Raw genomic sequence first — 21,669 nt, 5'->3', positions numbered from 1 at the left:
AACGGACTCGACCGTCACGCACCGTCACGCCGCGGGCCGCCACGGAAGGACGGTTCAGTCACAACTGCCGCTCGCGGCCCACTGGTTCGGCCGCGGGGAGGGTACCGTCCCGTCATGACGACGCGTCGCACAAGTCCTGTGAGGAGACGCGGCGCGGCCAGGGCGATCGTGACGGCCCTCCTGTGCGTACTGGTGGCAATCCCCGCGAGAAGCGGTGCCGCGCCGGAGGCGGCCGCCTCCGCACCGGACACCGCCCGGGACCTCTACGTCGGCACGTTCAACATCTACGGGAACATCGGCCACCGGGGCGACGCCGGCGACTGGATCAGGGACGAGGCCGAGGCCATCCGGGACCTCACCCTCGGTGACATCGGCCGGTGGTCGTTCATCGGCCTCCAGGAAGTCTGCAAGACCCAAGGGGAGCGCTTCGCCCGGGAGTTGGGCCTGCGCAGCGCGTTCGTCGACACCGGTACGAAATGCGCCGACGGCCAGCCGTACGGGAACACCCTCCTGTTCCACTCGGCCGCCAGGATCCTGCCACCGGCACTGCTGCCCAACCCGGACGGCAGAGGCGGCGAGCGGGGCATCATCTGTGCCGTCGTCCGTGCCGCGGGCCGGCCGGACCCGGCGGGGACACCGGTCACGGCGTGCAGCACGCACCTGACCGTCGGCGGCGCGAAGGACGCGGAACGGCAGGCGCAGACCCGGTTCATCCACGACGAATGGAAGCCGGACGGCATCCACCGGCTCGGCGCCACGGGCCCGGTCGTCCTGGCGGGCGACCTGAACGCACCGCCCGACGCGCCGGAACTCGACGTCCTGTACGGCGGCAACGGCAGCGAGGCGAGCGGCCTCCGTGAGACCGGACCGTCGTACGTCCGGCCGACCTACGACGACGGCCGCAAGATCGACTACCTGTTCACCTGGGGCGAGGGGGCGGCAGGGCGCTGGCACTGCACCGGCGCGCGCCGGACGGTCCACTCGGACCACAGCTTCTATTACAGCGTGCTGTCGACGGGCGCCGGATGAGCGGGCGGCCCCGGCACGGGTGAGCGGGCGGCCTCGGGGCGGTGGACGCCACGGGGCCGGTACCCCAGCCGGTCCGCCACTCCCACCAGATCGGCCAGCAGCCAGACGACGGCCAGCCACATCTCGGTGCCCTGGAGACCGGGCTCACGGCCGGGCCCCGTACCGTCCTCGCCCGGCGGGCCGAAGCCGAAGCCGGTTCCGTCCCGCCACTCTCCCAGCGCGTGCGCCAGCTGTTCCCCGGCCCACGCCCGCGCCTCGGCGGCCCGGTGGCCGCTCTGCCGGCCGGCCAGCCACAGCGGGTGGGCCACGTCCAGCACGTTGCACGCGTTCTGACGGCCCGCGGCGAACCAGCGCGGATCCGCGCCGTGGTCGAGCACCGTGTCCACCACCCGCTCCGCGTACGGCAGCGGGAGCCCGAACTGGGCGAACGAGCCGCGCGTGAGCCGGTAGTGGCCGTTGACGAGCTGCAGCCTGCCCCCGGCCGGCGAGGAAGCCCGGCCCCACATCCCGGTCCATGGGTCCACCCGGGTGCTCAGCCAGCCGAACAGCGCCTCCAGGGCGCCCGGTTCGCCCGCCCCGGCGCCGAGCCCGAGGTTGTGGTGCGCGCCGGTCGCCCAGCAGTCCACCCAGGCACCGGCCGACCAGGTCCGGGTCCGCCACGGCAGCGACTCCAGACGTGCGAGCAACTGCCCCGCCGTCATGCGCTCCACCGCACGGACCGGGTGGGCGAAGCGGGAGCCCAGCAGATCCAGCGCGTAGCCCGCGGACAGTACGTGGTACTCGGCAGCGCCGTCGTCGATCCAGCCGTCCGCCGCGGGGGCGGGCAGCACGCCGGGGCCGCCGTCGTCGGCGAGTTCGGGCACCATTCCCCCGGCCGGCTCCTGCAGCGCGCGCAGCCGCTCGGCGTGCTCGGCGCCGGACAACTGCGGCGGAGGTGAGCCGAGGAGCAGATCGGCGATCTCCACGGCGTCGCAGTGGGCCCGGACGGTCAGCGGCGCGCCGGGCCGGTCGCGGTAGCGGCCCGCGTCGGCGTCCCAGGCGCGCGCGAGAAGGTTTACGGCCTGCACCCGGGCCCGGTCGGCGAACCGGGCGACCGCGTCCCCGAGCCCGCCACCGCCCTCCGCCGTCCCGCGCCGGGCGGGGCCGGACTCCCGGCGGTCGCGCAGCCGACGGGCCGGATTGCCGGCGGCGACGGACCAGGGCGGCAGATCCCTGGTCACCACCGCTCCCGCGCCCACCACGCAGTGGTCGCCGATGGTCACCCCGTCCAGGACGACGACGTTCGAGCCGATCCACACGTCGTCGCCGACGGTGATGCCCTTGCTGGTGAGGGGCTGCCGGTGCACGGGGCGGTCGGGCGCGAACCCGTGGTTGAAGCCGAGCAGCGAACTGTGGGCGCCGATCCGCACCCCGTTGCCCAGCGCGATCCGGCCCCGCACGGTGGCGTACGGATTGACGGTGCAGTCGGAGCCGGTGGTGACCTCGCCGGTGACGTAGGCGTGACCGGCGATGTACGAGTTCCCGCCGAGCCGCAGCACGTCGGTGAAGACACCGGCGGCGGGCGAGACGAAACAGTGCGGGCCGATACCCGCGCCACTCTCTGTCAGCCGCTTCTGGTGGGCGGCCTGCGCGTCCCGTTGCGCGGCGGAGGCGCGACCGCCGAAGTCCCAGGGGCAGTGGTCGAAGTAGGAGTCGTCGAGGGCGCGTTCCGAATCCATCACCCCCGATCATAGAGAGCGCTTACTTCCCCGGCAACGTCTCCGGATGTCGGGCGGGGGTCCGTATGGGTGTATCGGGCACGGCTTCCGGCGGGCCCGGGCCGTAGCGTGACCACGGCAGACCTGGATGCCGTGACCTGAGCCTGACACGAACCGACTCGAACCCCTGGTGGCGCGATGTGTTTCAGTGCGACGGCCGATCTCGTGGCGGGCTGCGGCATCGCCGCCGTAGGGGTGGCCTGCGTGGCGCGGACCCGCAGGACGACCGATCTGCCGATGGCCGCGCTGCCCCTGATCCTGGGCGGCCATCAGATCGTCGAGTCGCTGGTCTGGCGCTCCGGCGGAGGTACGGGCCCCGCCACCGTCGCCTGGGCGGCGATCGCTCTGCCGCTGCTCGCGGTGTGGGTGCCGGCGGGCGTGCTGTGCGTGGCGCAGCCGGGCGCGCGGCGACGGCTGATGATCCCGCTCGTCGCGGGAATCGTCACCGCGGCCGTTCTCTCGTACTGTCTCGCCACGCACGGCGCGACGGCGGAGATCCGCGGCCACACCGTCGGCTACGCCATCTCCCTGCCCGTCTCGGAGCTGCTCGTGGCGGGCTACCTGCTGGCCACGATCGGGTCACTGCTGCTCTCCGGCGACCGGCACCTGCGCGCCCTGGGCGTCCTGGTGACCGTGGCGGCGGCGACCTGCTGGGCGCTGTGGGAGGCGGAGTTCGTCTCGACGTGGTGCGCCTTCGCGGCGGTGTGCTCACTGGTGATGTACGGCTGGGTGCGCGGGCGGTCCGTGTCACCGGGCGTGCCCAGGGTGTCCGCCGGACGGTGACGGTCACGGTGAGGATGAAGGTCACGGTGACGACGACGGTCACGGTGAAGGCGACCTGTGACCGGGGGTCGGTGGCGGGGCTGAGGCCGCAGTCCCGCCGGCCTGCCGACCGGGGCGCCGCCGCGCCCGGCAGGCTGCCGGACGCGGCGGTGACCAGTGCCAAGGGGGCTGTCCGTCTCCCGGTCGCTCAGAAGGTGAGGCTCCAGCCGTCGAGGTGGCCCGGGTCGACGGTGAAGATGCCCGGCGTGTTGTCCGTGACGCGCAGCTTCCACGTGCCGTTGGCCGGGAGCGCCGACGCGTCGACCGCGAAGGTCGCGTGCAGTTCGGAACCGGTGTCCCAGACGAAGTCCTTCACCAGCAGCGCCGTGCCGTCCTCGCCGACCAGGTGGACGACCTGGCCGCCGATGAAGTCGTGCACGAGGTCGACTGTGACCTTGAGGTCGCTGGAGGCGTTGCCCTCGCGGCCGGTGACGACGATCGGCGACTCGACGGTGCGCCAGTTGGGGATGTCGAAGCGGTCGGGGTTGACGAAGTGGTCGCCGCCGGAGGCCAGGACCGTCCAGGTGAAGGAGAGGGTGCGGGTCTCGGCGGCGGAGTTCCTGATCGTGACGGCGGCGGCGAAGGCGCCGGCCGCCGTCGGGGTGCCGGAGACGACCCCGGTGGCGGGGTCGATGGACAGGCCGTCGGGCAGGCCGGTGGCGGAGTAGGTCAGGGCGCCGGGGCGGGTGCTCGTCGCCTCGAACGCACGGCTGGCCGGCTGCCCCACCGCGGAGTCCCGGGTGGAGGGCGTCGCCGCAGCGATGTGGTTGACGTACCGCGGGCCGACGTTGACGGCCGCCCAGGCGTTGCCGACCGCCTCGTACGCGTCGCTCGACGTGCCGAACAGGTCGGCCGCCGCCCGGAGCGTGGCGGTGCGGGCCCCCGCGTAGTCGGTGTTGCTGGTCATGTAGCGGGTCAGGGCCCGGTACCAGACGTTGGTGGCGTTGTGCAGGCCCAGGCCCGCGACCGGCAGACCGTCGTAGGTGGGGCTGTCGTAGGCGACGCCCCTGACGGTCCTCTCGCCGCTGCCCTCGGCGAGCAGATAGAAGAAGTGGTTGCCCACGCCGGAGCTGAAGTGCGGGTCGAGCTTGCGGGTCTGTTCGGTCCAGTAGTCCTGCGAAGTGCCCTTCGCCGAGGCGTCCTTGGAGGGCTGGTCCATGTACCGCAGGGGTTTTCCGGTGCCGCGTACGTCGGCCAGTTCGCCGATCCGGTAGTCCGGCACGTCCTCGGCGCTGTCGGCGAAGAACTCCACGGCGGTGCCCATGACGTCGCTGGTGGCCTCGTTGAGGCCGCCCGACTCGCCGGAGTATGTGAGGTCCGCGGTCGCGGAGGTGACGCCGTGGGTCATCTCATGGGCGGCGATGTCGAGTTCGGTGAGCGGCCGGGCGTCGTCCAGGCCGTCGCCGTACGTCATGCAGAAGCAGAGGTCGTCCCAGAAGGCGTTGGCGTACCCCTTGCCGTAGTGCACCCGGGAGCGGGCGCCCACACCGTCGTCGGCTATGCCGTTGCGGCCGAACCGGTCGTGGTAGAAGTCCCAGGTCTTCTGCGCCCCGTAGGCGGCGTCCACGGCGGACGTCTGCCGGTCGGCGGGTGTCCCGTCGCCCCAGACATCGTTGTCATCCGTCAGTGGCGTACCGTTTCCGCCCGCGCTGATGTCGTACGTCGTGTGGCCGCCGCGCTGGGGATCGGTCAGCCGGTAGAGGTCGCCGTCGCGCACGGAGCCGACCTGCACGGTGCCGCTGTACTGGCTCGCCCCCTCACCGGAGTGGACCTGCTCGAAGCTGCCGAGCCGTGCACCGCTCCCGGCGTCGGTCACCACCCGCAGACTGCTCGGGGTCCCGTCCTCCTGAACGCCGTCGACGACGCTCTCCCAGGCGAGCACCGGTTCGGCGGCGCCTTCGCCCGCCCAGACGACGAGCCGCGGGGCCCCTTCGGCCGCCGCCTCGTCGGTCTTCTCCGACTCGGCGGCCTCCAGCGCCGACTTCTGGGCCTTCGCGGCCGGTACGGCGGCCTGGGTCGTCGGTACCGCGATCGTCGCCGGAGACGACCTGGAGACACTGCGGGCCCTGCCGCGCTCGTGGACCACCAGATCGCCCCCGAGGACGGGCAGCCCGGCGAACGTACGCTCGTAGCGGGTGTGCACGGTCCCGTCGGCGTCCTTGACGACGTCCTTCGGTATCAGCCTCTCCCGCTCGCCCAGCTTCAGCGAACGGGCCGTGGCCGTACGGGAGTCGGCCGCCGCCGCGAGCAGCCCCTCGCGCTGCGCGGGGGAGAGTTCGACCGTTCTGGCGCCGGGTCTGGGTTCCGCCTCGATCTGCCGGGGCGCCCTGTCCGCGCGGGCGGCCTCGGGTTCGGCGCTCCAGGCGGGGAGCGCCGAGCCGAGAAGCGCGCCCAGCGCGGTGACCGCGATCGCCGTCGTACGCGAGCGGGTGAGGGTGCGACGGCGGGATGGTGCGGGACCTGGGGACGAGGTTGCCGTCCCGGTCGTACGGAGGATGTCCGTCACTGCTGCAACTCCTGGTGTCCTGCCGTCTGGTGACGGCACGTCAGATCTGGCGCCGGGGACGGAGTGCCCCGGCGGAAGAGGGGGTGGGAGACGACCGCGCGGTCACTGGATCGTTTCAGTGAGAGGGGTGAGTGTCATCACTGCGGAGATCATTGTCCGGAATCCGGTCGGCGGCGGTCCGCTGTGAGTGTCGTCGCGCGCGGTGGATCACATGGGCCTTTACGCGGTGGCAACACAGCTTTCATCAGCCACTTTGGCCACTTCTCGCCCTACGGCCGGACCGGCGGACGTCCGTCACAGCCAGCCCCGGCGCGCGGCCTGCCAGGCCAGTTGCATCCGGGTCGCCGCGCCCGCCAGCTCCATCATGCGCTGGATGTGCCGCTGCACCGTGCGGCGGCTCAGGCCCAGTTGTGTGGCCACGGCCTTGTCCGTGACGCCGGCCACCAGCAGGGCGAGCAGCCGCCGGTCGACCGCGGACAGCGGATCGGGACCGCCGACCCCGTCCGTCCCGGCGACCGCGCCCGAGTCGTCGACGTCCAGCGGGACGGCGTCCTCCCAGTAGCGCTCGAACAGGGCGACCAGAGCGGCGAGCAGATTGCTGTCCCGTACGAGTGCGGCGGTGGGCTCGTCCGGGTTGCCCTGGGGGCCGCCGGGCACGAGCGGGCAGACCGCGATGGCACGGTCCGCCACCGCCAGCCGCAGCGGCAGATGCGGCACCGCACGGGCGGTCTCCCCGGCGCGCACCCCCGCAACAACGTTGTCAACGGCTCCCTCGTCGTCGAAGAACGCCTTCTCGTACAGCACCCGGTAACGCACGCCGCGCGCCAGCGCCTCGAACTCCGAACTGTTGCTGCCCGACGGCATCGCCACGTACTGGGCCTTGCAGAACCACAGCATCTCGTCCTGGGCGCTCGCCTGGATCTGCCGCAGGTGCTGGCGCAGCGCCTCGGCGCCCGTGATGACCTCGATCAGCTCGCCCGCGTCCCGCCGGCGCATCGTGTCGCGGTACACCTGCAGCAGGCTCGTGGCCTCGGCGCGGGCCAGGTCGAGCGCGTCGGCGTTCCGCTTCAGCCGGGGTATCAGCGCCACGTCCGGGGGAGTGGCCCGGAAGTGCCGGGGCAGCATGTCGGTGTGGCTCGCCATGCCCTTGACGGCCAGTGCGTCGAGCACCGCCTCGGCCTCCGCCGGGCTCAGCCCGGTGCGCGCGGCCACATCACCCGCCGACGCCTGGCCCGCCGTCACCAGATGCCGGTAGACGGACTCCTCGGCGTCCGTCACCCCTGCAGCCTCCAGCGTCATGGCGCCCTCCCCGAGACCGACCGGCTTCACTGATCGGACACCGTACTCCACGGGTGTTACAGGCGGTGAGGGTGAGCGGGACGGCTGGCGCCCCGCTCACCCCCGCTGTGGGCCCGAGTGCCTATCCGCGCTGCAGGTAGGCCCGTTGCACGGTCTGCCGCACGGAGTTGCCCGCCGCGTCGCGTGCCGTCACTCTCAGTGTCACGTAGGCGTCACCGCGTACCCGTGACGGCTTCTTGACGGCGGCCTCGAACTCGTTGTGCCCGCGGCTCCTCACCTCGGCCCGGCTCCAGTTCCGGCCGTCGTCGTACGAGGTCTCGACCCGGACGCTCACCCCTCGCGGCGCGGCCAGTCCGTCCTGGGCGCGGACCGACAGTCCGACCGAGTGCGTACGGCCGGAACGGACGGCGTTGTACGCGTCGACCGGGACGTCGTAGTCGAGCTGGAGCAGCGGCAGGACCGTCGTCGCGCCCGTGCTGCCCGAGCGGAACGACCAGGACGTCTCGGTGCCGGTCCCGTACGCCCACTCCGGCGACACCCGTGAGGTCGTGAGGTCCAGCCGGTAGACGGCCGCACCGGACGGGACCTCGAAGTCCGCGTACCCGCCGTCGGCCTCCGCGGCGTTGTGGCCGTCGCGGTACAGCACGGCGGCGGCCGAGTCGCCCTGCGCCGCCTTCGCCCCGCCCGAGGTGCCGATGCCGCCGCCCCCTGCGAGCAGCCGCGACCGATGCCCTGCCTGCGAATCGGTGAACTCCGGGATGCGCAGGCTCAGTACGTCACCCGAGCGCACGGACGGCGTCGTGGTGCCGCGCGGGATCGACGGCCGGACGACGGCCCCCTGCCAGGTGTCGCTCGTCCGCTCGCCCGCCCGGTAGGTGCGCGCGGCGTCCGCCATGCCGACGACCAGCGGGGTGTCCACGTCGAACGTGGTCTCGTGGTGCACGACGTGCTTCCACTCGGTGTCACCGGAACTCACGTACTCGGTCCGGTCGAAGCCGGTCGGCACATAACGCGTGTACTGCAGCCAGGCGGTGTCCTGGTACGGCCGCCGCGCGAAGCGCTGCTCAGCGGCCCACCGCGCGCCGCCGTTGTCGGCGTACCGGGCCTTCACCACCGCGCTGTTGCGCTCGGACACCGTGTGCACCACCTTGTCCGGGACGCGCTGCGAAGACACCTGCATGACGTCGTACAGATACGGGCTGCGGGCCGTGCCGGTGAAGTCCACCGTGGTCCGCCCCTTGCCGATCCGCTGCAGCAGAGCTGCTCCCGCCTTCGCGCCGATCCTGACGGTCGGCACACCCCAGCGGTCGCCCTGCGGATGCCAGCGGGTCCACGCGATGTCGCTGAAGTGGACCAGCACGATGCCGCGTACTCCGGCAGCCGCCGCCTGCTCGGCCAACTCCCTCTCATCGACGTTCTGTTCGTTGGTGAGGACCGCGAGTTTCCCGCGGGCCCCGACGAAGTCCGGCGCGGCGGCGTCCCCCGCGGCGACCGCGGTCAGCCGCGTCCCCTTCCCGCCGCTTCCCTTCCCGTCGGTTGCCTTCTCGTCGAAGAGCGGCGAGGCGGGCATGTAGTAGGCGTCCGGCGTCTCCTTGCCGCCCTTGCCGCCCGACACCGCCATGGCGAGCAGCGGTGCGACGAGCTGCCAGCGCGAGGCGAACTCGAAGGTGCCGTCGGTGACGGCGGAGGTCGGACTCACATACAGACGCCTGCCGAGGTCGAAGTACATCGTCCCCTGGATCAGGCTGTGCCCGTCGATCTTCCGGTACGTCTGGTAGCTGAGGATGCCGCGCTGTTCGGCCGGCCGGGGCGTACGGATGTCGACCAGGGTCGTCCTGCGCTCGTCGAGCGTGACGGACATGTCCTTGGTGACCTTCACCTCGGGCAGGACCACGTGCCGCAGTTCCTGTCCGTCGGCAACCGTCTCCAGGGACGAGTGGTCCAACTGGTAGGTGCCCTCCTCGACTTCGGCGACGGCCGGATCGGTGCCGCTGCCCGGGTCGGTGTAGCCCACGAAGCCGTCGGTGCCCCAGATCGTCGGCAGCGCCTCGATGCGCCTGCCCTTGAGATCGATGGTCCTGACGGTGAGCCGGTGGGTCGGCCCCTGCACGGCCAGGCTCACCGTGGTGTGCACGCTGACCTTGCCGTCCGCGGAGGCCGCGGTCACGTATCCGTAGTAGTCGCCCCGCTCGACCCGGGCCGGATCGACCGTCAGCGGAACCTCGGCGGTGGCACCCGCGGGCACCCGCACCGAACCGGAGCCGAGCCTCACCGCCCCTTCCGCCGGCGTACGGCCGCCCGCCGTGGCCAGCCGGACGCCCAGCGCCAGCGTGACATCGGCACCGGAGGTGTTGGTGTACCTCAGTTCCGTCGTACGGGTGTCTCCGCCGCCGGTCTCGAACGGGCCCAGGGCGACGGTGCCCGTGGCGGTGACCGGACCCAGCGCCGCCGCGGCCACGTCGACGAGACCGCCGCCCTGCTCGGTGACCTCCTGGCCGGCCGCCGTACGAGCGGTGCTGACGAGCGCGTCCTTCAACTGCCGGGCGCTCCAGCCGGGGTGCCGCTGGGCGAGCAGCGCGGCGGCGCCCGCCACATGCGGGGCCGCCATCGACGTACCGGAAGCCGCCACGTGCTGTGCGTCGACCGGGTCGCCCATGGTCGTGCCGGCCGCGCGGGCCGCCACGATGCCGACGCCGGGTGCCGTCACGTCGGGCTTGACCGCGTCGTCGCCGGAGCGCGGGCCGCGGCTGGAGAACGGGGCGAGGGCGCCATCGCGGTCGACCGCGCCGACGGTGAGGGCCGCGTCCGCGGCGCCGGGCGAGCCGATGGTGCTCATGCCCTGCTCACCGCTGTTGCCCGCCGCGACGACGAACAACGTGCCGGTGCGCTCGGTGAGTTCGTTCAGCGCGAGGCTCATCGGGTCGGTGCCGTCGCTCGGACTGTCCGAGCCCAGGCTCATGTTGACGACCTTGGCACCCGAGGCCGCCGCCCACTCCATGCCGGCGATCACCTGGGACTCGCTGCCGTAGCCGTCGTCGCCGAGTACCTTGCCGACGAGCAGGTCGGCGGCGGGCGCCACTCCCTTGCCCCCCTTGCCTCCGCCGTCGGACGCGGCTCCGCTGCCGCCGACGATGGACGCGACATGGGTGCCGTGCCCGAAGGCGTCCCCGGTACCGGAACTGCCGGAGAAGTCCCTGGCTTCGGAGACGCGTCCGACCAGATCCGGATGGGATCGGTCCGCGCCCGTGTCCAGGACGGCGACCTTCACGGACTCGCCCCGCTGACCGGCCTGCCACACGGTGGGCGCGCCGATCTGCGGGACACTGCGGTCCAGCGAGGCGTTCACCCGGCCGTCGAGCCACACCCGGGGGGCGTCGGCGGACCGAGCCGCACTCACCGTGCCTTCGGTCGCGGTCAGTTGCTTCCAGAACCGGCCGAGATCCCCCTCGGCGACGCGCACCGACCGCGCCCCGATGCTGTCCAGCCGGCGGACCGGCGACCCGTCCTCGGCGAGAGAGGTCAGCCGCCGCACGGCGGACTCCGCCGCGCCGGCCGCCCCCGCCACGATCAGCGGAAGCGCGTCGCTGTGCGCCTCGTCGTACCGCTGCGCGAGGAGCGCGCCCACGTCGAACAGCCCCCGGTCCAGGCGTCCCGCCGAGACCAGCTCTCCGGCGTCGGACGGCAGGATGGTCAGCCGCCCGTCCTGTTCGTAGGTCCTGAAGAGGATGTGCCGCCGCCCCGGCCCCGGCGTGACCGAGGCGGTCCGGCGCCCTTCCGAGTCCGCGCCCACGGTCACCCGGTCACCGGTGATCAGGCGCACGGTGCCGAGGCTCTTCGGCGCGGGGAGTTCGGCCGCCGCCGTCGCCGTGGGCCCCGTACCGCCGCGAGCGGCCACCGGCGCCACCGCGCCGGCAGCCAGGGCGAGTCCTGTCGATATCGCCGCCACCAGGCGAATCCGTCTCATCAGTGCCGTGCCTTCCGTCGTACGCACAGAGAAGTTCATGCGCTGGACAGAATCCGGTGGCGCGGAATGTCATGTCACTCGATTCGGGTGGCACAGGTGGGACATGTCGCAACCACGACACCCGGGCGACCGCCCCGAAAGACCCTCACCAGACCCCCGGTTCGCTCCCCACGACCGGGGCCGAGGGCCTGCCGTCCACCCCGACGGGGACCTCGCCCGCGAGCATCACCCGGTGCATGACCCGCGGATGGTCGACCTGCGTGGTGTCGCTCGGAGCCAGGTGGATGGTGGCCCGGTTGTCCCAGAAGGCCACGCTGCCCGGCTCCCAGCGGAACCGCACGGTGTACTCGGGCCGCGTCGCCTGGCCCAGCAGCATCTCCAGGAGGGGCGCGCTCTCCATCCGGGAGAGGCCGAGGATCTGCTCGACGTAGTAGCCGTTGACGAACAGCACGCGCTCGCCCGTCTCGGGATGCGCCCGCACCAGCGGATGCTCGGTGGCGATCTGCCGGTCCAGCAGATGGCGTGCGTACGCGTCCTCGCCGGGCCGTGTCTGGTAGCCGACCCCGAGGCGGTGCTCGGCGCGCAGCCCGTCGACGAAGTCCCGCAGCGGGGCCGACAGCCCGGCGTAGGCCGCCGCCAGGTTCGACCAGGTGGTGTCGCCGCCGTACGGGGGCACGGTCTCGGCGCGCAGGATCGTCGCCGCCGGCGGATCGACGCGGGCGCCGTGGTCGCAGTGCCAGCCGCGCAGCAGCGAGTGGCGGCGCCTGCGCAGCCACTCGTCGTGCTCCATGCCGTACCGCCCGCCGAGTTCCAGCCGGTCGGCCGTCGTCTCTATCTCCGGGACGTCGGCGGGTGACGCGCTGCCGCGTTTGCGCAGGCGGACCGGCTCGCCGAACCGGCGGGTGAACGCGACGTGCGAGGCGTGGTCCAGACGCTGCCCGCGGAAGAACACCACCTTCCAGCGCAGCACCGCCGCCCGGATCCCGGCGACCACCGTGTCGTCCAGGTCCCCCGCCAGATCGACGCCGACGACCTCGGCGCCGATGTGGCCCGCGACCGGCCTGACCTCGATCTGCGTACCCCTGTCCGTCGTCATACGTGCTCCGTTGATCGTGCGCGGCGACTGGTCGGGGCCAGCATGACCCCTTTCCTCCGGAGGGCGACAGTGCGCCTCGACCGACCGGTAGGCCGCCGTCCACGCCTGCTCGTCGGCCTCGCGCCGCTCCCGGGAGAGTGCCTGGCACGCGGCGTACAGGGCCGCGTGGCTGAGGGCCGTGTCGAGGAAGGCCAGGTGGAGACACACGGCATGGGCGGGCGGGAACCCGGCGGACACCAGCAGCCCCGACCCCCTCGTCGCGATCCATGTCGCCGTCAACCGGATCGCCCCCGACGCGCCCGAGGGCACCCAGTCCTTCCCCCCCCCGGCCGGCGACTCGACCGTCGAGGGCCGCCGGGTCTACGCGGCGGCCGACGCCTGACCGGGGCGTGCCGGTTAGCCGAACTGGCCGACGCGGTAGTCCCCGGCGGGCTGCTGGACGATGACGTTCGCCCGGTTGAAGGCGTTGATGAGGGAGATCAGGAACACCAGGCCGGCCAGTTGCTCCTCGTCGTAGTGCTTGGCGGCGTTCTCCCAGGCCTCGTCCGTGACCCCGCCGGCCGCGTCGGCGATACGGGTGCCCTGCTCCGCCAGTTCCAGCGCGGCCCGCTCCGCCTCGGTGAAGACCTTGGCCTCGCGCCAGGCCGCGACGAGGTTGAGCCGGGTCGGGGTCTCTCCCGCGGCGGTGGCTTCCTTGGTGTGCATGTCGGTGCAGAAGCCGCAGCCGTTGATCTGGCTCGCGCGGATCTTCACCAGCTCCTGCGTCGAGGCCGGCAGCCCTGAGTCGGAGACGACCTTGCCCGCCGAGGAGAGGTGCTTGATGAAGGTGGCCGCGGCCGGGCTGCCCATGAGGTTCAGACGGGCTTCCATGATGTGCTCCTCTGTCGTTGTAGGGAGTTGCACATTCATGACGCCCACCGTGCGCGCAGTGTGACATGGGGGAATGTGACGTGCGTCTCGGGTCCTAATCGGGGGCGGGGGCGGGGGCGGGGTGCCGGCGGTCCGAGGCGAGCAGGCCGAACAGCAGGTCGTCCGTCCATTCGCCCTTGAGCCGACTGGCCTGCCGGAGAAGGCCCTCCTGCACGAATCCGAGCCGTCGCAGCAGCCGGGCCGAAGGGGTGTTGCGCGCGTCGCACTCGGCGGACACCCGGTGCAGCCCCCGGCGCCCGAACAGGTCGTCGAGCACCGACGCCACGGCCTCCGTGGCATAGCCGTGCCCCTGCCGGTCGCCGGCCAGCGTGAACCCGATCTCGGCCTGCATCAGGTTCTCGTGCAGACAGACCCCCACGTCGCCCACCAGGCACCGGTCGGCCTTGAGCTCGATCGCGTACTGGAACCAGCCCGGACTCTCCGGGGACCCCTCGGCGAGCGACCGTACGACGTGGGCGGCCGTGTCGAGGGGCAGCGGCGCGGTCCAGCTCTGGTAGCGGGCCACCGCGGGGTCGGAGCGGTAGGCGGCCAGGGGGGCCGCGTCCTCGGCGCGGAAGCGGCGCAGGGTGAGCCTGGGGGTTTCCAGCAGCATGTCCCGATCGTCCCACGCCGGTGGGGGCGGTCGCGCAGTTCCCCGCGCCCCTTCCAGGCGGGGCTGCGCCCCGGCCTGCCCCTTTGTCCGCGGGCTCGGTGGGGGCTGATCGCGCAGTTCCCCGCGCCCCTGGCGGGCGGGGGTGCGCCTCTATCCGGTGCTGACGTTTGTGGTGAGTAGGCGGAGCAGGTGTTTGGCTGTGGCGTCCTGTTCGGGGGTCAGGGCCATCGCGTCGCCCATGGCGAGGGGGACCGCGTTCGCCCGGTCCTGGAGTCGTGTCCCGGCCTCGGTGAGGTGCAGGGCGACGGAACGCTCGTCCTCCGCCCTGCGTTCGCGCCGCAGCAGCCCGTTCGCCTCCAGGCGCTTGAGGAGGGGCGACAGGGTGCTGGACTCCAGTTGGAGAGCCGTGCCCAGGTCGCGTACGGAGAGCGAGTCCTGCTCCCACAGCGCGAGCATCACCAGGTACTGCGGATAGGTCAGACCCAGCTCGTCCAGCAGGGGGCGGTAGCGGGCGGTGACCGCCCGGGAGGCCGCGTAGAGGGCGAAGCAGAGCTGGTCCTCCAGCAGGAGGGAGCCCCCCTGCGGCGACACGGGTGCGTCCCCCTGTGCCGATTCGGCTCCGGCGGTGCTCACGGCGTACCTCCGTACTCGGTGATCTGCCTCGATCTGCCTCGGTGATCCCCACCCTAGCGCCGAGGCTGCCGTCGAGTCTCCCCGATCGTATCGCGCCCTAATTAGTTGTGCACGACTAAGTCGTGAGCTACTGTTCTGGAAGTGCCACCAGATCCGAGGAGATCGTCATGACCGACACAACCGGTGTCCGCCCCGTCCTGGAACCCGCCGCCGCGGCCTTCGCCGAGGCGACCGCCAACCCGCCCTACCTGTTCGACCTCGGCCCGGTCGAAGGCCGCAAGGCCGTCGACGAGGTCCAGTCGGGCGAGATCGCCGAGCCGGCCGTCGACGAGGAGTGGATCACCGTCCCCGGCGGCCCCACCGGAGAGGTCCGCACCCGGATCGTCCGCCCCGCGGGAGCGACCGGCACCCTCCCGGTCATCGTCTACATCCACGGCGCCGGCTGGGTCTTCGGCAACGCCCACACCCACGACCGCCTGGTGCGCGAACTCGCCGTCGGCGCCCATGCCGCGGTCGTCTTCCCCGAGTACGACCTCTCGCCCGAGGCGCGCTACCCCGTCGCCATCGAGCAGAACTACACCGTCGCCCAGTGGGTCGCCGGCAACGGCGCCGACCACGGGCTCGACGCGTCCCGCGTCGCCGTGGTGGGCGACTCCGTCGGCGGGAACATGGCCGCCGCCCTGACGCTCATGGCCAAGGAGCGCGGCGACGTCACGCTCGTCCAGCAGGTGCTGTTCTACCCGGTCACCGACGCTTCCTTCGACACCGGCTCGTACCACCAGTTCGCCGAGGGCTACTTCCTGCGCCGCGACGGCATGCAGTGGTTCTGGGACCAGTACACGACCGACGAGAAGCAGCGCGCCGAGATCACGGCCTCCCCGCTGCGGGCCACCACCGAGCAGCTCACGGGTCTGCCGCCGGCCCTCGTCGTCACCGGTGAGGCCGACGTCCTGCGCGACGAGGGCGAGGCCTACGCCAACAAGCTGCGCGAGGCCGGCGTGCCCGTCACCGCGGTCCGCTACCAGGGCATCATCCACGACTTCGTGATGCTCAACGCCCTGCGCGGGACCCACGCCGCCGAGGCCGCCATCAGCCAGGCGATCACCGTGCTCAAGGGGGCCCTGGCCACCGGCTGACCGTCGCGGCCACCGGAGACGGCCCGGTCCTGCTCCTCCCGTACCACGCACGCGGGAGGGGGAGGGCCGGGCTGTTCGCCGCCACGGGGGAGTGCGGGCCGTGTACGGTCCGTTTGTTCGGGTAGGGCCGACGTACACGACCCCTGTCCTGGCCGGAGCCGGCCGAGAGAACCGAAAGAGAAGTGCGTGTGACCACTCCCGTGCCGGATCGCCCGCAGCGCGCCGGCCACCCGCCGGACTCGCTCGCCGATCAGGTCCTCGACGCGGTGGAGAGTCTGGTGACGCTGTGGTTCGGGGCGGCCGCGGACGCCCCGCCCCGACTGCCCACCCGGCAACTGCTCGCGCTGCAGACCGTCCGAAGACTGCCCGAACTCAATCTCACCACCCTGGCCGAGCACCTGGGCATAGGGCTGCCCACCGCGAGCCGGCTGTGCGGCCGCCTCGAAGCCGCCGGGTTGCTGCGGCGGACGGTGCAGCCGCACAGCCGCCGTGAGGTGCAGCTCGTGGTCACCTCCCAGGGGCGGCGGCTCCTGGCCGAGGTCACCGAGCACCGCTCCCTGAGTCTCACCGGTGTGTTCGCGGTGATGACGCCGGGGGAGCGGGCCTCCCTGCAGCAGGGCCTGCGCGCCTTCCACCGGGCCCACACCCTCGTACGTCCGCAGCCGCCACAAGCCGGCTGAGACCGCTCAGAACGCCAGCTTGGTGGGGGTCCTCGCCGGCTGCGCCGCCCGGCTGTGCAGATGGCACAGCAGCAGACACACGTCGTCGTCCCGCTCGGAATCGGCCAGCAGCGGATGCAGCAGACTGTCGGCCGAGGCGTCCAGGTCGGCGTCGAGGTCCGCGGAACGGAAGGTGCCGAGCGCGGTGGCGAGCCGCTCGATGCCCGGGTCTATGCCCTGGGCGCGGCGTTCGACCAGACCGTCCGTGTAGAGCGCCAGCGTCGAACCGGGCGCGAGGGTGACGGTGTGGTCCCGGATCACCTGCTGCAGCGGGATGCCGAGCATCGCACCGGGCTTGGCGTCGAGCGTGTGCACCTGGCCGTCGGGGGTGCGCAGCACGGGCGGCGGGTGGCCCGCCGCGGCCCAGGTGAGCGTCGGGTCGTCGGGGTGGAAGCGCGCGATGACGGCGGTGGCGTACAGATCGGGCTGCAGGTGGTGCAGGAAGATGTGCAGCCGGGTGAGGAGCTGGCCCGGGGTGCCGCCGTCGACGGCGTACGCGCGCAGTGCGGTGCGCAACTGGCTCATCATGACGGCGGCGTGCAGGCCGTGCCCGGTCACGTCTCCGATGACGGTGATGAGGCTGCCGTCGGGCTGGCGGAAGGCGTCGTACCAGTCGCCGCCGATGTTCAGACCGTGGGTGGCCGGCAGATAGCGCGCGGCCAGACGCAGCCCCGGGGTGGTGGGCAGGTCCGTGAGCAGGGCCCGCTGCAGGGTCTCGGCGATGTCCCGGTTGTGCTCGAAGCGCCGGGCGTTGTCGATCGCCACGCCGGCCCGGCGGGTGAGTTCGATCAGCATGACGACGTCGTCGGCGTCCCAGCGCGCGGCCGGCGGCGAGAGGATCAGGACCCCCTGCGGTGTCCGCCGGGTCCCCAGCGGAATGCACAGCAGGGGCGCCGCGGGAAGCGGCGTCGAGGAGGGATGGTCGTCGACACCGGGCAGGTCGCCGGGATGGTCGGCCGCGTACTGCGGGCGCCCGGTGCGGGCCGCGACCACGGCGGCGGCCGGACGGGGCGCGTGCACGCGGTCCTCGTCGTCCCCGTCGAAGAGCCATACGTCGACACTGCCGGCGTACTCGGGGACCAGCAGGCCCTGCAGCCGGCGGACGACCTCGTCGTGGTTGAGCGAGGCCGTCAGCACCGCGCTGGCGTCGGCCAGGAACGTCAGTCTGCGGCGGGCGGTCTCCGCCTCACTGCGCGCCTTCCGTTCGGCGGCCAGGAGGTCGCGCTGGGCCCGGCCGGCCGCGTCCAGCTCGGCGTGCAGGGCCAGGACGCCCTGATTGGTCTGATCCAGTTCCTCCCGGTGGAAGGTGACCAGGTCCTCCCGCTCGCCGAGTCTCTCCAGCACCAGGGCTGTGTCCTCGTCGGCACCCAGCAGGGCCTCGGCCAGCGCCTCGTGGTCGTCGGCCACGCACCCGGCCTCCGTCGTGGGCGCGCCCTCGGCGCGGGCGACCGTCATGTGCCACGCCGGCCCGCCCTCGGCGTCCGCGCCGTCGCACGAGGTCACGACGGCCCGCAGCACACCGTCCTCGGACGGTTCCGTGGCCGCCTCCAGATCCAGTCGCCAGGTGCCGCCCCGCGCGAGGCACTGCCGCAACTGTGCGCCGAGTGAAGCCGTCAGACGGGTCCGCTCCATGTCGGAGACCCCGTGCGCGGCGGCCAGGCGTGCCGTGTCGACACGGGCCCGGGCGGCGTCGGGGACGGTGGAGATGTGCCAGGTACGAATCATGGTGTGCGGTCCGACGGAGTGGGGGCCGGTGCGGCGACGGCGATGGCGTCCCCTACGGGCCGGGCGGAGCTGCTCGCATCGCGTGTCGGCGGGGCGGCGATCACAGCCGGTTGGAAGGACGTGAGAGCCGTGTCCGAGGGCGAAGCCCGTCGGCTCGGCAGACCATGACCGGTCATGGCGACGCGCGACGCGCGGATGACGCCGGGACCGGACATCACGGCTCCTCGCGCGGAGACGGCGTACGCCCGGCCCGGCACTGCTCACATTCCTTGCCTTGGTCAAATGTTGTCAAACAACAACTGTTGTACGTGACTGTGCTCCGCCGTCCCCCGATGGCGGAGCGTGCGTGAGGCTCAGGCGGAGTCGCTGCGCTGCTGCTTGTCCACGAGCGCGAGCGAGTCCTCGACGCTGTCGGACACGGGCACGGTGATGCTCACACCGGTGAGGTCGAGGATCCGTCGCACAGGCGGCGTCGGCGAGATGATGTGCACGCTCCCATCGAGCTCCCGCGTCTGCTGGTACGCCCTGATGATGATGTTCATACCGGACGAGTCCATGAACGGAACGGCCGAGAGGTCCAGCAGGAAGTGACGACGACCGTGCTGGAACTGGTTCGCCAGATGGTGCTGGAGTCCCGTCGCGGTGTCGATGTCCAGATGTCCCTCGACCGTGAGCAGCACGACGTCCTCGCGAGGCAGGGAGACCTCTACGGACAACGGGTTCTGGGCTATGGACACAAGTACCTCCCACAAAGTCATAACGGTCTGGGGCAGCTACCCCCGTACGCGTATTCGATGCCGTCGCCGACGGCACGCGCGACGTGATCAAGCTCTCGTCGGCGTTTTCTCGCGGCACGCGCAGGCAGTGGCCTCACCAGCGGGTCTGTGTCTCTCGTCGCACATGCCCGCGCGTCTACCCCGGCTTCGCCGCCGCATGCGGACCTTCTCGTTCATGGTCGGTGCGGAGGCTACGACACGCGGATGCCCACGATGCAGGTGTCGTCGTCGGTGTCCGACCTGCTGTACGTGAGGAGCCGGTCCAGCTGCTGGTCGAGCGTGCACGGCGCCGTGCGCACCGTGGTGAGCAGTTGGGTCATGGACTCCTCCATCGTGCGGTCCCGCCGCTCGATCAGGCCGTCCGTGTACATCAACAGCGTGTCGTCGACCGCCAGTTGCACCTCGTCCTCGCCGTACACCACATCGGGCACGGCGCCCAGCAGCAGGCCCTTGAGGAGGGGCAGGGACACCGCCTCCGCGTCCCGCACCAGTACGGGCGGCAGATGACCCGCCCTGGCCCAGCGCAACGTACGGCTGTCCGGGTCGTAGATGCCGCAGACCGCGGTGGCGGTGATGGAACCCGTCAGATGGTGCGCCACGCTGTTGAGCCAGGTCAGCAGCTGGCCGGGGCCCGCCCCGGTCACCGCGAGCCCGCGCAGGGCGTTCCGCAGCACGACCATGCTCGTCGCGGCCTCTATGCCGTGCCCGGCCACGTCACCCACGCACAGGAGCACCAGACCGGACGGCAGCACGACCGCGTCGTACCAGTCGCCGCCCACGAGCTGTTCGGTCTCGGCGGGCCGGTAGCGGACGGCCACGTCGAGCCGGGGAGCCTGCAGCGGTGCCCGGGTCGGGGGCATGATGGCGTGCTGCAACTGCAGCGTCAGCCGGTTGCGTTCGGCCGCCTGCTGCTCGGAGTGCGCGAGCTGGTCCCGGGTGGCGGCCAGCGCGACCTCCGTCCAGTGCTGGGCCGAGATGTCCTGGTAGGCCCCGCGCAGGACGAACGGCCGGCCGTCGGCGTCGAGCACCGGTTCCGCCACCACGCGGATGTGGCGGGTCACCTCGTCGGGGCGCTGGAGCCGGAAGGCCGCGGCTGCCGGACGCCGGTGGTGGAGCAGGGTGCGCAGGAAGCGGCCGATGGCCACGGCGTCGTCCGGGTGGGCGTGCAGGGCCAGCTCCTCCAGCGGCACGGGACCGCTCGACGGCGATCTGCCGTACAGGCTGAAGAGCTGGCCGTTCCAGGTGATCTCACCCGTGAGCAGGTTCTCCTCGAAGCCGCCGATGCGGCCCAGGCGCTGCGCGTGCTGGAGCAGGCTCGCCAGCCGTGCCGTCTCGTCCTCGACGCGCCAGATCAGCAGCACGCTGTTGCCGTGGCGGCTGATGCTGATGTCGGCCACGGACGCCAGCGTCACCTGGTCGACGAGAGCCGTGAGGTTCATGCGCTGCGCGCGGAACGGCTCCCCGGTGGCGTAGACGCGCTCGACCCGCTGGAAGAGTTCGCTCTCCCCGGCGGCCATCGGATAGGCCTCAAGGAGCAGGGCGCCGTTGACGAGGCCGCGTGGCCGCCCCGCCGGATCCAGGAAACGGCTGTTGACGTGATGGATGTGGAAGTCGACGAGATGTCCGTCGTCGAGGTACGGGACGAGGACCAGCGCGGGATCGTGCAGTCCGTCGGCGAGGTCCACCAGTTCGGCGGCGTCCGGCAGGACACGGGGTTCGCTGACGGTGTCGCCGCCGTGCACGAACGCGTACGTCTCCAGTGTGTGGGCGCACAGTTCCGCCAGTGCCTCGACCTGGCGGATCACCTGGGGCGACTGCGGTTCCAGGGGAGCGGGCCAGACGACTTCGAGGACGCCGTGGACCCGCCCGCCGGTGCCGGCGGGCAGGGCGGCCCTTCCTCCGTCGGGGAAGTGGTGCTGGCCGATGGAGGGGAGGCCGGTCTCCGCGAGGGAGCCGATCCACTGCCCCGTGCGCTCGGTGAGACTCGTACGGGCCACCGTCACCACCCCGGGGGGCACATAGCGCCAGCGTCCGGCCTCCGCGGGGGAGAACCCGGCGCTGCCCGCGAGCGTCAGCGAACCGTCGGTCCCCGCGGTCCAGATGGCCACGGCCACCGCGCCGAGCGGGGTCAGCGCGTGATGGAAGAGGGAGTCGGCGACGGCCTGTGTGTCGGGAGCCGCCAGCGCGCCGCTCTCGGCCTCCCGCAGCCGTACCGCGGCGGAGCGCTCCCTCTCCCGGCGGTCCGCGGCTGTGCCCTCGTCGCCCTTCGCGCCGGCCAGGAAGGCGCCGGCCACGTCCGACAGGCGGTCGCGGGCGGACTGGTTGATGACGTCGACGGCGAGTTCGAGCGGTGTCACCTTCGCCTGTTCGGCCAGCTCGGCGAGCTGGCGGGCGGCCTGGGCCGGGCCGCATCCCAGCCGCTCGACGAGGATGCCCTTGGCGAGTTCGATCAGGGCGCGCCCGTCGGCCTCCGCCTGGGCGGCCCGCACCTCACGGCGCAGCCGCTCCACCGTCGCGGCGAGTTTGCCCACGGGGTAGCTGGTGGTGAGGGCGGTCCGCTCGCCCTCCGGCACGTCCACGTCCGCGTGTACGTGCACATCGCCATCTACATCTACATCTACGTCTGCGCCTGCGTCCGCGTTCGCGTCGGCGACGGCGTCGTGGCCGGTCTCGTCGGCCGGATCA

At 72.3% G+C, this 21,669-nt stretch carries 16 protein-coding genes; 5 read left to right on the top strand and 11 right to left on the bottom strand.

Features of this window, described 5'->3' with window-relative positions; all coding sequences use genetic code 11:
- The first annotated feature begins 114 nt into the window (after window positions 1-114).
- Window positions 115-1,029 carry an endonuclease/exonuclease/phosphatase family protein gene (locus tag ACH4DZ_RS32200; protein ID WP_398291081.1) on the top strand — a complete coding sequence of 305 codons (915 nt, stop codon included), beginning with the start codon at window positions 115-117 and terminating at the stop codon, window positions 1,027-1,029.
- Here the strand turns inward: ACH4DZ_RS32200 and ACH4DZ_RS32195 are convergent.
- The gene (locus ACH4DZ_RS32195) at window positions 999-2,747 is read right to left on the bottom strand and encodes an acyltransferase (protein ID WP_398291079.1); all 1,749 of its coding nucleotides are present in this window, start codon (window positions 2,745-2,747) and stop codon (window positions 999-1,001) included. The two genes, ACH4DZ_RS32200 and ACH4DZ_RS32195, sit on opposite strands and share 31 nt — an antisense overlap.
- 177 nt (window positions 2,748-2,924) lie before the next feature.
- On the opposite strand from ACH4DZ_RS32195, the gene ACH4DZ_RS32190 reads away from it, so the two are divergent.
- Window positions 2,925-3,569 carry a DUF6629 family protein gene (locus tag ACH4DZ_RS32190; RefSeq protein WP_398291077.1) on the top strand — a complete coding sequence of 215 codons (645 nt, stop codon included), beginning with the start codon at window positions 2,925-2,927 and terminating at the stop codon, window positions 3,567-3,569.
- 187 nt (window positions 3,570-3,756) lie between these two features.
- Here the strand turns inward: ACH4DZ_RS32190 and ACH4DZ_RS32185 are convergent, their stop codons facing one another.
- The 4 genes from ACH4DZ_RS32185 to ACH4DZ_RS32170 form a co-directional block, all read right to left on the bottom strand.
- Window positions 3,757-6,114: a M4 family metallopeptidase gene (locus ACH4DZ_RS32185; protein ID WP_398291075.1), complete on the bottom strand. Its 2,358-nt coding sequence runs from the start codon at window positions 6,112-6,114 to the stop codon at window positions 3,757-3,759.
- A 294-nt stretch (window positions 6,115-6,408) separates the two neighbouring features.
- Window positions 6,409-7,413, bottom strand: a complete 1,005-nt coding sequence (locus ACH4DZ_RS32180) for a helix-turn-helix domain-containing protein (RefSeq protein WP_398291073.1) — start codon at window positions 7,411-7,413, stop codon at window positions 6,409-6,411.
- A 121-nt stretch (window positions 7,414-7,534) separates the two neighbouring features.
- Window positions 7,535-11,377: a S8 family serine peptidase gene (locus ACH4DZ_RS32175; RefSeq protein ID WP_398291127.1), complete on the bottom strand. Its 3,843-nt coding sequence runs from the start codon at window positions 11,375-11,377 to the stop codon at window positions 7,535-7,537.
- Between the two features lie 145 nt (window positions 11,378-11,522).
- Entirely contained in the window at window positions 11,523-12,473 is a 951-nt protein-coding gene (locus ACH4DZ_RS32170) for a TauD/TfdA dioxygenase family protein (RefSeq protein ID WP_398291071.1), read from the bottom strand.
- 178 nt (window positions 12,474-12,651) lie between these two features.
- Here ACH4DZ_RS32170 and ACH4DZ_RS32165 point away from each other — a divergent pair, with 178 nt between their 5' ends.
- On the top strand, window positions 12,652-12,855 hold the full coding sequence (locus ACH4DZ_RS32165; RefSeq protein WP_398291069.1) for a hypothetical protein: 204 nt from the start codon (window positions 12,652-12,654) through the stop codon (window positions 12,853-12,855).
- Window positions 12,856-12,869: 14 nt separating this feature from the next.
- On the opposite strand, the gene ACH4DZ_RS32160 is transcribed toward ACH4DZ_RS32165, so the two are convergent.
- The 3 genes from ACH4DZ_RS32160 to ACH4DZ_RS32150 form a co-directional block, all read right to left on the bottom strand.
- On the bottom strand, window positions 12,870-13,343 hold the full coding sequence (locus ACH4DZ_RS32160; protein ID WP_398291067.1) for a carboxymuconolactone decarboxylase family protein: 474 nt from the start codon (window positions 13,341-13,343) through the stop codon (window positions 12,870-12,872).
- Between the two features lie 94 nt (window positions 13,344-13,437).
- Entirely contained in the window at window positions 13,438-13,995 is a 558-nt protein-coding gene (locus tag ACH4DZ_RS32155) for a GNAT family N-acetyltransferase (RefSeq protein ID WP_398291065.1), read from the bottom strand.
- Between the two features lie 150 nt (window positions 13,996-14,145).
- Entirely contained in the window at window positions 14,146-14,586 is a 441-nt protein-coding gene (locus ACH4DZ_RS32150; protein WP_398291125.1) for a MarR family winged helix-turn-helix transcriptional regulator, read from the bottom strand.
- 209 nt (window positions 14,587-14,795) lie between these two features.
- Here ACH4DZ_RS32150 and ACH4DZ_RS32145 point away from each other — a divergent pair, with 209 nt between their 5' ends.
- Both ACH4DZ_RS32145 and ACH4DZ_RS32140 read left to right on the top strand, forming a co-directional pair.
- Window positions 14,796-15,764, top strand: coding sequence for an alpha/beta hydrolase (locus ACH4DZ_RS32145; RefSeq protein ID WP_398291063.1), 969 nt, complete (start codon window positions 14,796-14,798; stop codon window positions 15,762-15,764).
- Window positions 15,765-15,952: 188 nt separating this feature from the next.
- Window positions 15,953-16,444, top strand: coding sequence for a MarR family winged helix-turn-helix transcriptional regulator (locus ACH4DZ_RS32140; protein ID WP_398291061.1), 492 nt, complete (start codon window positions 15,953-15,955; stop codon window positions 16,442-16,444).
- Window positions 16,445-16,450: 6 nt separating this feature from the next.
- Here ACH4DZ_RS32140 and ACH4DZ_RS32135 read toward each other — a convergent pair whose 3' ends face one another.
- The 3 genes from ACH4DZ_RS32135 to ACH4DZ_RS32125 form a co-directional block, all read right to left on the bottom strand.
- The gene (locus ACH4DZ_RS32135) at window positions 16,451-18,208 is read right to left on the bottom strand and encodes a PP2C family protein-serine/threonine phosphatase (RefSeq protein WP_398291059.1); all 1,758 of its coding nucleotides are present in this window, start codon (window positions 18,206-18,208) and stop codon (window positions 16,451-16,453) included.
- 353 nt (window positions 18,209-18,561) lie between these two features.
- On the bottom strand, window positions 18,562-18,945 hold the full coding sequence (locus ACH4DZ_RS32130; RefSeq protein WP_398291057.1) for an STAS domain-containing protein: 384 nt from the start codon (window positions 18,943-18,945) through the stop codon (window positions 18,562-18,564).
- 230 nt (window positions 18,946-19,175) lie between these two features.
- Complete coding sequence (locus ACH4DZ_RS32125; protein ID WP_398291123.1) at window positions 19,176-21,563, bottom strand: SpoIIE family protein phosphatase; 2,388 nt, start codon at window positions 21,561-21,563, stop codon at window positions 19,176-19,178.
- Window positions 21,564-21,669 lie beyond the last annotated feature (106 nt).

Origin of the sequence: Streptomyces sp. NPDC017991 (assembly GCF_044328075.1) — a bacterium.
GTDB lineage: Bacteria > Actinomycetota > Actinomycetes > Streptomycetales > Streptomycetaceae > Streptomyces.
The sequence above is the reverse complement of the archived record's forward strand: the minus strand, read 5'-3'. Positions and strand labels throughout refer to the sequence as shown.

Bases quoted from the DNA above. Each gene is read 5' to 3' on its own strand.
- ACH4DZ_RS32200 (WP_398291081.1), top strand. From the start codon at position 115: ATGACGACGCGTCGCACAAGTCCTGTGAGGAGACGCGGCGCGGCCAGG.
- ACH4DZ_RS32195 (WP_398291079.1), bottom strand. From the start codon at position 2,747: ATGGATTCGGAACGCGCCCTCGACGACTCCTACTTCGACCACTGCCCC.
- ACH4DZ_RS32190 (WP_398291077.1), top strand. From the start codon at position 2,925: ATGTGTTTCAGTGCGACGGCCGATCTCGTGGCGGGCTGCGGCATCGCC.
- ACH4DZ_RS32180 (WP_398291073.1), bottom strand. From the start codon at position 7,413: ATGACGCTGGAGGCTGCAGGGGTGACGGACGCCGAGGAGTCCGTCTAC.
- ACH4DZ_RS32175 (WP_398291127.1), bottom strand. From the start codon at position 11,377: ATGAGACGGATTCGCCTGGTGGCGGCGATATCGACAGGACTCGCCCTG.
- ACH4DZ_RS32170 (WP_398291071.1), bottom strand. From the start codon at position 12,473: ATGACGACGGACAGGGGTACGCAGATCGAGGTCAGGCCGGTCGCGGGC.
- ACH4DZ_RS32160 (WP_398291067.1), bottom strand. From the start codon at position 13,343: ATGGAAGCCCGTCTGAACCTCATGGGCAGCCCGGCCGCGGCCACCTTC.
- ACH4DZ_RS32155 (WP_398291065.1), bottom strand. From the start codon at position 13,995: ATGCTGCTGGAAACCCCCAGGCTCACCCTGCGCCGCTTCCGCGCCGAG.
- ACH4DZ_RS32145 (WP_398291063.1), top strand. From the start codon at position 14,796: ATGACCGACACAACCGGTGTCCGCCCCGTCCTGGAACCCGCCGCCGCG.
- ACH4DZ_RS32135 (WP_398291059.1), bottom strand. From the start codon at position 18,208: ATGATTCGTACCTGGCACATCTCCACCGTCCCCGACGCCGCCCGGGCC.